The sequence below is a fragment of the Microcoleus sp. PH2017_12_PCY_D_A genome (genome assembly GCF_020738565.1).
Classification (GTDB): Bacteria; Cyanobacteriota; Cyanobacteriia; order Cyanobacteriales; family Microcoleaceae; genus Microcoleus.
Genome location: NZ_JAEQCI010000203.1, coordinates 1 through 10,523 on the forward strand (window position 1 = coordinate 1; position 10,523 = coordinate 10,523).

Sequence of the window (10,523 nt, forward strand, 5' to 3'; positions counted from 1 at the left end):
TCACTACAAACCTATTTCAGTGTGGTTTGTAGTGAGGACTTTAGTCCTCGGATTTTGATAAGGACTAAAGTCCTCACTACAAACCTATTTCAGTGTGGTGGTTCCAGCGGAGACGATCTAACTTCTAAAATAACTCAAAACTCAAAACTACTTCTTCACAGGCCAGGGAATCATCGGATCTTGAGCCAACCGCTTAGAAACTTCAACAGCACCGTAACGGTTGAGGTGACTGGGGTCGGAAAAAGATTCCCGTGCTTGGGGCAACAATAAACTCTTATCTCGGAAAATTAGTCCGGTTTGAGCTGCTAATTGTTGCATATATTGCCGGAATTCTTGTTCGTAACCTGTCCGCACCGGATCTAAATAATCGACTGTCAGAGGCATATTGACAAACACGAGATTGATGTTGCGAACTTTGGTAAATTCGATCATGTTTTTGAGCGCTACAGTTTGTTCCCCTGTCAATTTAAAATCTTGATAGTCGGTGTCGTAATATCCAGATACTTTGGCGTGTTTCTGAAAGTAAGTATCGGGATTGAAGCGGATGTCGATCGGCAAAAAGCCGTTTGGTTGAAACTCGCTGGGTGCTTTACCCGCAGCAGTTGGCTGGGCGTTCTCAGTGGTTGGTTTATCGTCGTCGGCTGCGGTTTGGGGGCTTTCAGTGACAACAGGGGCTGCTGGATTCGCGATCGATCGCAAAAATCCTTTCAGCCGATCGCGCTGTTTGTAAGTTGCAGAACTATCCACCAACTTTTGACTCAGAAATTGTTGAACATTGGCTTGACTTTGTTCCAAATTGTGCACCAATTCACCAGCAGTCGCGATCGGATTTTTGGCAGTTTCCTTAGATGTTGGGGATTCTAATGGATTGGTGCGGATCAGAAAACTGCCCCGGGCCAATTGTCTGTAACCTTCCGAAGAGGCGATCGCACTAAAAGTCAAATCCGGCCGCCCGCTGTTGAGAGCCCTCGCCCCATCCGCCAAAACCAGCAATTTCGGCAATTGTTGCGGCGGCAAAATCCGGCGGACGATCGAATCTACCACTTGCAGAGTAGCTCCGTTCACCCCAAAATTGTAAGCCCTCAGCCCCGGATAGCCTCCCGCAGCCAAAGCCGTTTCCAAAACCGCCGGGTCGATACCCCGCAGCGCCCTAGAACTCCCGACAATTAAAATATCCGGCGGTTTTTTGTGCTGGCGGATGTACTCTTGGTAGCGCGCAATCTGCTCGTCAAGCTGCTCGCTCCTCAAAGTCGGAAACACCGGAGCAGCCGAAACATCAGCTACAGGAACGCTAGTATTTCCCGGTTTTGTAAACCCAGAACCGTTGAAAGCCTTTTCTTCACTCGCTTCCGGCGATGCTTGTAAAGGAATTTGAGGCAAATTCACTTCTTGAGACTCGGGAATTGGGAGCGAAGAGCCAGAGGGAGAGGGAGAATCCGGATTCGCGAGAGAGGCTTGAACGTCGCTCTGAGGCTTGGGGGATGAATTTTGACAATTTGGGCCCTTGCAAACTTCGGAGGCCCTAGGAGCTTGACTGACCGTCGCAGATTTCAGAAATAGACCCAACAACCAATCGGTATTGAAGGTCAGCAAACAACCGGCGATCGCCCAAATCAAGGCCATTCCTGCGGCGCGATCGGCTCTCACGCCTCCCGGCGCAGCAGCATTCATCGACAAAGCGTCGTTGGGAACAAACAAACCCGAAGCAACAAGCGGCTGCACCACAGCTTGAACCAACTGCTCGCCCAACTGGTAGCCGGGGAGTCTAATTTTGAAACGCGGCCGCGAGGAGTCCGGCGCCGGAGCATCGAACACCAAATTCTCGCCCAAACCCGAAAAACTCCCATCCGCCACCGACGGCGCAAACTCCGGCACCGCTTCCTTGGACAAGACAGCCTGTTGCGAGGGAGTCGATGCGGTTATTGGTGCTAATTCCCCGTCAACCGCCGTTTTGAGATCGATACCGTAGCGCCACAGGGGCATTTTCTGACCGGCGCGGCGCCCGTAGACTCGCACAAGAGCCACTCCCGGAAGTTGTAACTGCCGCAAGAATTTAGCCACCGGCGGGCCTACCTTCGACTGAGGAGGGCAAGTTAGAGCTTCAGTCATGACGTGCAGCACGTTGCCTTTGTGCAGCGCCACAGCCCGAATCCCTCCGGTTTCCAGCTTGCGGTTGAGATTGGGATTGAGAAACCTGTTGAGCAAAAAAGTCAAGGCTAATTGGTCGCCCTCGGCCGCCAATATTCTCGGGTTCGCTGCTAAGTCGGGGTGGTGGGCTGCTGGCAAGTCTATCCAGTCGATCCACACCGGCGACTCCGGCTCGGTTGTGCTGTCGCTGGCCGGTTCTACGCCGTAGAGGGTAGCTGCGCGGATTCCTTGGGGTGCGAAGGATGCTAACAAAGGGGCGATCGCATCCGTAGTTTGCTGTTTGTCGGGGTATTCTTGCCGTTTGGGTTTTTGTCCTTTTTTGACTGTTTTGCTGCAAAACAGGTGCAGAGTTGCTTCTTTGAGGGTGGCTCGCACTTCGACTGTTGATGGCGCCAAGTGTTGGTTGAGCAGTTTGGCGATCGACTGTACGTCTCCCCAGCGGGCCCATTCCTTGAGAATTGTGTCCGGCGGCGTCAAATCCACTCGCAGCAGCCAGTCTGGCTTCGATTCCCCTGCAACTTGGCTGCCGATTACTGCTTCCACGAAATCCTCTAATTGCAGTTTCCGCAGCCTAGCGGCGATCGGTTCTGCGAGCAAGGATGGTTCGGGGCTGTAGGCTGACTCGCACAGCACTAACAGCCGCCGTTCCTTGGATTTGAGAATTTGTGGCGCATTGGGGTGCAGGGTTTCCCGGCTGCTTTTGGCTTCTTTTTCGCGAATGCTAACTTTCACCGAAACACCCATCGGCCCGAGGATTTCGCTGAGATAGCTGGCGATCGCATCTGGATACCCCCGCCGCGCCAAAGTTTCCGCCGAAACGGTCAAAGTGCCACCACTATCACTGTCACCGGAGCCTGTTTCGGGGGATTGAATCAAAGCCACCCCGCCGCGATTTGCCTGCTGCTGCGTGGATGTTTGCGGTGCTGGCGCAGAAATGGGGGGACTGAAAGCTTCCCGAGTTGCCGAAGTGTCGATCGTCACTGGGGAAGTTTCAAAAACTTCTGGATATTCAATCCGGGAGGCTGTGGGGAAACTTTCGGTGTCAAAATCCATTTCTTCCCGCACCTGAGGCATTGGTGGCGGGGTTTCTACCGCTTCTGGTTTCAGTTTGAGGTTGCGGTTTTCATTTTTGAATTTGCCGAAGAATCCGCCGCCTTTACGACTTGTTGGCGGTTCGCCCTCGGGGGGACTCGCTGGTGGTGGCACTTCGGAAACTTTTGGTTCCGGTTCCGGTTCCGGTTCCCGTCGCTGTGGCTGTGGCTGTTTACCGCTGCAATCGAGCCGGACAGTCCAGTCGTTTTGTCGGGAACCGAGTTTGCGGCCGCACAGAAACAACTGGTAGATTTTAGTTCGATCGGGCAACAGTCGCGTTAAATCAGTTTGTTCGATCGCGCTCTTAAATCTCGCCGTCACCAATTCCTGAGACGGACAGATTTGCGCTTCGCACAAAATATGCAGGTGATTGCCGCGCAAACGCGCTTGTACCTGCACCTCGGGCAGTCCCAAAGCTTTTTGCGCCCACTGCGATGCGGGCGATCGATTGTCTGCCAATATACTCCCGTTCGCATTCAACATGGGACTTTAAATTTCGTCAAGGCTGCTTTCGTCTTCTACAGATAGCACATTTCGTCCGTATTTTGGCATATATTAGGCTTCACTTAGGCGAAGTCATCAGTCATCGGTCGTTAGTAATTATTAGGAATCGCACCGCATTACATATAGTGTGTCTGCGTCCAGGACTGTACAACCTAGTTTATAAAGGCTGGAATGTGCGATCGGTTTTTTCGTAAGTTGGCGGACAAATTAAGTTATCTTTTATACAAGTCACAGGTAAATCTGTTTGGCGATCGCCAGTCCAAAGTTGTCAAAACCGCACAATTCGTAGCGTGACGCTTCAAATACGGAAGTAAGTTAAAGCTGTGATGAAGTTTACTTCAAGATGGCGAAAAGCACTTGCGATCGATGAAAGTTACTGATATTCTCAAATCAATCGGTTAACAACAGCAATAAAAAAACCAGCTTATTGCGATCGCATCAAAATTTTGTCAGCCTCGCTGGCAGGTTTTCACCTGTCGAGATAACACATTGCGATCGCAAGGAAAAACCCAAAAATCCAGCAGGGCCTGGACTAGCTTTGCTTGCCAAATTTTACAAATCAACCTCCTCAAAATCAGCATTTTTGGGTCACTTTTATTGTCAACCAAGGACTTAAATTATGTTACAAATCGAAGCATCTACTCCCAAACTAACTGCCAATACTTCCATCATCTCCGACATTACAGAAGACTTGCCACTAGCAAAATCTACCAGCAATCATTCTTTCCCCCCGCCCCCGGAAACTCTCCTAACAACTAACGAAACATCATCCACATCCAGTATTGAACTATTACGCTCGAACAACAAAATTCTCGATAAAAGTCCAGAAATTTATCCCAACAAGCAGACATATACGCCTTCATCCTCAACAAAAATCCAACACAAACAATCAACAGCATCGCTGAAAAACCGCAAACAGCCACCACCAAAACAGACACAATAACAGGCGATACAGCCCAGCCAGCAACTCACAATAACATCCGTTTCGACTCCGGCATTATCCAAGCAGACAAGACAGGCAAAACTAGCTTCGACTACCTATCAGATTTGCGTACATCAGAGACAGACAAAGAATTGATAGCTGACGCTACACCAAAAACCGAGACTAAATTAGAAGAAAAAAAAGCAGATGCTACTTTTGCAACAAATCCTGTTGAGACAAAACCCGAAAATTCGCCAGCAACAGAAACTAAAAGCCCGAAAGTTTCCGAAATTCCCAACTCCCATACAAATCCTGTTGAGCCAACAACAGATTCTCCACCAGTAAAAACCAAAAACTCGACTGTTTCCGAGATTTGTACTTGCGCGACAAATCCTGCTGATCCAAAAACAGACAAATCTCCCGCAGTTGAAGCTAAAAACTCGACTGTTTCCGAAATTCTCAATTCTGATCCAAATCCTGCCGATCCAAAACCCGAAAATTCCCCAGCGACAGAAACCAAAAAACCGACTGTTTCCGAAATTCCCAATCCCGATCCAAAACCCGAAAATTCCCCAGCGAGCAGTTGAAGCTAAAAATCCCACTGTTTCCGAAATCCCCAATCCCGATCCAAAACCCGAAAATTCCCCAGCAACAGAAACCAAAAAACCGACTGTTTCCGAAATCCCCAATCCCGATCCAAAACCCGAAAATTCCCTAGCAACAGAAACCAAAAAACCGACTGTTTCCGAAATCCCCAATTCCGATCCAAATCCTGCCGATCCAAAAACCGAAAAATCTCCAGTAGCAGAAACCAAAAACCCCACAATTTCCGAAAATACAATCTCAACTATCGCAGTTTTCAACTCAATCGACGAAATCACAGGTGACAAAATCGAAACACCTGTCTTTCTCCAACCAGAAATACCAGCAATACCCGCAGAATCCACAGACCTTCTCACCGGAGAAATTTTAAATATCTCCCCAACTCTTATCCACAGCCCCGAAATTGCCAGCGAAACTGCTGAAAATTTCCCGCTAATTTCTCCCGATGAAATTTCCACACAGTTGGAAACTCTCAACAGCATACTCGGCCAACAATTCCCTCTCATTCCCGAAACAGAATCCATCCAAAATAATCAACCATCCGCATCAGAATACATAGTTACCGACAGCCAAACTATTATTCCTGAAATCGCTGTCACCCTAAACCATTACTCACAACAATCAGAAAATATCATCGCCGACAGCGACAATCAGCCGCCAACAACCATCGGCGAATATCTAAACCCCGACTTCGAGTCCAAAAAAATTACAATTACTCCTACTCCCGAAATACCATCTGACGAAAACAATCAGCCAGATCACTCGGAAAATATCATCGCCGACTCCGAAATCGCAACTGTAACTAACAGCGACTCCGAAACAAACATTAACGAATACGCAGTCACCGACACGGAAACCAAACTTGAACAGGAATTACGCACTCCGACTAAAGAAACCGGGTTGATGGACGAAAATACTTCGTTGTTACCGACAGATTCGGTAAAAAACCCGGCTTCTGGACCCTCAGTAATTCCAATAGAAATAACCCCCAATCTGCCCCAAGAAACCCAACCATTAATCGGAATAATCGACACCGGATTCACAACCAACAATCCCAACATCGACTACAGCCAAATCAGACTCGGAAAAGACTTAATCGAGGGCGACAATAATCCCCTACTCCAACCAAACGAAGGAAACCAACACGGAAACACAATATTAGAAATTATCAGCGAATCCAACAATCAAAACGACACCAAAGAATCTCCTCCCATTTGGTTGGGACGAGCAACAGGTTCCGGCAACTGGCAGCAATCCCTGATAGAATTTGTAGACGCAGCCATTGCTGCAAAACAACCCAACGCCGTCGTTAACCTCAGCTTCGACTTAACCCAAATCAATCCCGACGGCACGCAAACAACACGGCACAAACTGACAGCAGAAGAAACAGCAGCATTGCAATACGCCAAAGACAATAACATACTGATTGTAGCAGCGGCCGGCAATGAAGGGAATCTGATTTCTGCCCTGGGACAAGCATCAACCAAATTCGATAACATCATCACCGTCGGCGCAGCAGAAAATAACTATCGCGCCGGATATTCCAGCTACGGAGAAGGCTTGGATATCCTCGCAACGGGCGACATTCCGCAAACAACAGAAACACCAACAACCGAAACCAAAATTGGCACGTCGATCGCAGCAGCCAAAGTCACAAATACCATCTCCCAAATGTGGGCGGCCAACCCATCCCTCAACTACCAACAAATCAAAAACATCCTCCTCAATACGGCCAAAGACATCGACATACCCGAATGGGATGAAAGGACGGGATACGGAATTCTCGACGCAGAATCAGCAATTGCTACAGCAGCGGAAACCATTCCCACAATTCCAGTATTGGCAGCAGCCAAACTCTTGACAAAACCCTTAATTGATGCTGGCTCAAATATTGGTAACTCTCCCAATTCTACCGCAGCCAAACCTTCAGAAAGAGCAACTGCAACTACGGCTACTCCCCCCGGTACGCCAAAGATTACGAGTACCTCAACCGGAGATTCTAACGCCGGCACCAGTTCCTATATTAGGGACGTAGCGCCGTACAAAACCACCACTACCAGCAGTTCCAACGGTACAACTAACACCAACTCTCGCACTCTTAGCAGCCTTGCAAACACCCAGTCAAATTGGGATAGAAGCACTACCAGAACTAACCACAAGGGCGAATCTTTTGACGAATCCACCAGCGATTCAACTACAAATGCTGCTACCTACAGCAGCAAAAGCTTTTCCCAAAACTCACTAGAACAAAACAATCAATGGCAGGAAAACCGCAGCCGAGTCAAACACGAAGGAACTCGCAGCGACCAAAGTTCGTCGGCTCAGAAATCCCGCGGTTCTTACAACTATACCACTCCCACCTACGTCAGAAATGATGCTTCAGAAAGTTACCGCAATAGCAAATCCAAATCGAACAGCCAATACGGTACGAACCTGAGCATATTTAACGGCGATCGTCAAGATGATTGGGGTTCTAAATCAACGATCGACACCCGCACTACCAACGGCAACAACATATCTACTAGCAAAAGTGCAACTCAAACCGCAGGCAACGCCAAGTGGACGAATAGCAGTAACGGCAGCAGTTCCAACAACACTCACACTGGCGAAGAAACCACTGTCAGCACGTCGAATTCTACTAACAGTAACAGCAGCGGTTTCTCCAAAAGCAGCAACAACAACGACAACTATTCTGTAACCAACTCTACTTGGGACAACACGACAGTTAATGGTGTACCTGTCAACAGCAACACCCGCGATGTTTATTCAGAAGGCAGCACCAACAGTCAAACCAGTTACGACGACGGCAAGTCAAAAAATCACAGCTATCAAGACACTTATACTGTCAATCAATCCGAGCAAACCAACAGCAGTCAGGGTTCTGCATATCGGCAGAACAATCGGCACAACAATTACTCTGTCAGGCAGAGTAATGACACGCAAACTTACAAACACGGGCCGCATACTAGCAGCAGGATTACAGATAGCTATTCGGTAACGAAGTCGGATAGTTATAGTGCTAATAGTTCGGGGAAAGTCACTTCTAAAAACAATCAAGAAAGTTATTCAGAGAACTTCGTTCAAAACGAGAGCGAGTATAAGATCGATGCTTATACCACGACTACTACCGGAGATGAAGCAACAATAACATCTACTCGTTCCAACAGTCACAATGACGGAACTAACAATAATTCATCCAGCAGCAGCGATACGGTTCGCACCCGCAACGGGCAAACAGTTACTGTTTATAAAGATGGGCGCAAAGATGAAACTGAAACAAGCGGTTACGAGAGGTGGTTCAGCGACAGAACTGCGGATAATAAAGGTGTAATTAGTGCGACTTCAGGTAGTGAGACTTGGAGTTCTAGTTACAGGAGGTGGGATTTTAAAGGCGGTTACAGTTGGAGTGAAACCATCAGCGGTACTGATTCAAAAACAGTCACTAAAGGAAATGTTTCTACTACCTCTAGCAGCAGTTGGAGTTGGACTCGCAGCGGGACTGTGTGGGATGACGGGCGCAATAATTGGAATGAGAGTTGGTCGAAGTCTAATTCGGAGAATGGGAAGTGGCTGCCCGGTGAATCCGAGACAGCGAGGGGGTCTTACGATCCGAAGGGTACTGGTACACAGACGAATAATTTGCCCAAAGCTGGGGAAGCGCCGCGGTTGAATAAGCCACCGAAGAATGTTTTGGAGTTGAATAAGCAGCCGAAGCACAAGCCGCAGCCGAGTAAAGACTTTTATGTGGCTGAGCCGATCGCTGACAGACCAGATATTGCGGAAAAGTTTTCTGATAATTTTTTTGGTGGTATTGCTAATAATTTACCACCCGATGAAGTTAATGGCTGGTCTTTTGAGAAAAAGTTAATTGAGGCAGCACGGCGAGGACTTGCTAAGCTACCAGGAGATGCTTTAAGTACAATAATGCGGTGGGAATTTTGGGCACAATTACTTGCTACCTTAGCTGTCTTTGCAACATTAAGTTTGACAGGATTGGGTGAAATTGCTGCCATCATATATGCTCTGAGCAGGGTAGGAATTGCTGTGGAAGCGGTCAAAGAATTATTTTCATATGTTTTTACTGCTTTTTATGCCAAAAATCATGCTGACTTAAATAAAGCTGCCGAACACTTTAAACACTTTGCTAGCTTAGCCGGACAAGAATTGGTAGGTGTAGCCTTTAGAAGAATCAGACTGGAACTAGCTAAACAAGGACATTGGACAACTCGGTTTGATGCGGCTATTCAAAATAATTTAGCATCAACTAACGCAGGTACTAAATTAGAGGCGAGAACTGCTAACCTGCTCAGACACGATTTAATCAGTTATGGAAGAAAGGAACTTAACGCAAACGGTAGTCTGCTTGGAGAGGTTGATGTGGAAACCAGTAATGTTATCATAGAAGCTACAATTAGTAGCGGAGGAAAAGCAGGGCAAATTGCCAAATTACAAACGGATCGACTTCTAAATCCTGGCAAAAAGCCCGTAATCTTGTTTGCCCCAAATTATACCGATGCAGCACAAGCAGAGCTTCCCTCTGGAGTACGAGTCTTTCGGACTGAGCAAGGACTCATAGATTACGTAACAAATCTGAAATGAGGAGAATTATCAATGTCAGAGCCTATTATTGTTATCTCAAGCTCTAATATTACGAAAGATGAGTTGATAGCTTTTATCCAAACAGTAGGCTTAGAAATTGTTGAACAGCCAAACGATCCATTTTTTGGATATCTGGGAAGGGTAGATATGTACATCTGGCTCACTATTGACAATAGGAGTGTTGCAGTATTAGAGGACGGGGAACCAAATGAATTTGCAATAATTAAGCAAAAGTTAGGTGGTGAACCACAGACAGGTATCTTACTAGAAATGTCTAGAACACCAGGTAATAAACTCTTGGCTTATGAATTGGCTGCTTCATTAGCAAAACAATGGCCTTGTGTTGTTGATAACTTATCCGGGTACGATCGACGAATTACTTCATCTACGGAGTTATTCGCTCTACTGGAAAGTGGCTGTGACTTTGAAGAATATTGATTCTTTTTTACGCTCTTCCAATTAGAGTGCGAATTTTTCGGACTGAGCAAGGACTGTTGGATTACGTAACAAATCTGCGATAAGGAGAGTTAACAATGTCAAACGGTCTAGTAGTTGTGGCGTTGCTGAATCAAGATATGAATGCCCCAGGAATGGGAATATCATCAAATTTTAAGTAATGTATTAATAACTTAATAGAATGCTTGAGCATTTCCTC

The 10,523-nt window shown here is 47.1% G+C and carries 5 protein-coding genes; 4 read left to right on the forward strand and 1 reads right to left on the reverse strand.

Annotation, left to right across the window (positions count from 1 at the left end; genetic code table 11):
- Positions 1-147: 147 nt before the first annotated feature.
- Positions 148-3,723 carry a hypothetical protein gene (locus JGK39_RS32280; protein ID WP_293262203.1) on the reverse strand — a complete coding sequence of 1,192 codons (3,576 nt, stop codon included), beginning with the start codon at positions 3,721-3,723 and terminating at the stop codon, positions 148-150.
- 640 nt (positions 3,724-4,363) lie between these two features.
- On the opposite strand from JGK39_RS32280, the gene JGK39_RS32285 reads away from it, so the two are divergent.
- From JGK39_RS32285 to JGK39_RS32300, 4 genes are all read left to right on the forward strand, one after another.
- On the forward strand, positions 4,364-4,687 hold the full coding sequence (locus JGK39_RS32285) for a hypothetical protein (protein WP_293262206.1): 324 nt from the start codon (positions 4,364-4,366) through the stop codon (positions 4,685-4,687).
- A gap of 104 nt (positions 4,688-4,791) precedes the next feature.
- Positions 4,792-5,253 carry a hypothetical protein gene (locus JGK39_RS32290; RefSeq protein WP_293322623.1) on the forward strand — a complete coding sequence of 154 codons (462 nt, stop codon included), beginning with the start codon at positions 4,792-4,794 and terminating at the stop codon, positions 5,251-5,253.
- A gap of 919 nt (positions 5,254-6,172) precedes the next feature.
- Positions 6,173-9,868, forward strand: a complete 3,696-nt coding sequence (locus JGK39_RS32295) for a S8/S53 family peptidase (RefSeq protein WP_293322626.1) — start codon at positions 6,173-6,175, stop codon at positions 9,866-9,868.
- Positions 9,869-9,880: 12 nt separating this feature from the next.
- Complete coding sequence (locus tag JGK39_RS32300) at positions 9,881-10,306, forward strand: hypothetical protein (protein ID WP_293262218.1); 426 nt, start codon at positions 9,881-9,883, stop codon at positions 10,304-10,306.
- Positions 10,307-10,523 lie beyond the last annotated feature (217 nt).

What these genes read in the sequence shown, in the direction of transcription:
- JGK39_RS32280 (WP_293262203.1), bottom strand. Translation starts at nt 3,723, where the DNA reads ATGTTGAATGCGAACGGGAGTATATTGGCAGACAATCGATCGCCCGCA.
- JGK39_RS32285 (WP_293262206.1), top strand. Translation starts at nt 4,364, where the DNA reads ATGTTACAAATCGAAGCATCTACTCCCAAACTAACTGCCAATACTTCC.
- JGK39_RS32295 (WP_293322626.1), top strand. Translation starts at nt 6,173, where the DNA reads ATGGACGAAAATACTTCGTTGTTACCGACAGATTCGGTAAAAAACCCG.
- JGK39_RS32300 (WP_293262218.1), top strand. Translation starts at nt 9,881, where the DNA reads ATGTCAGAGCCTATTATTGTTATCTCAAGCTCTAATATTACGAAAGAT.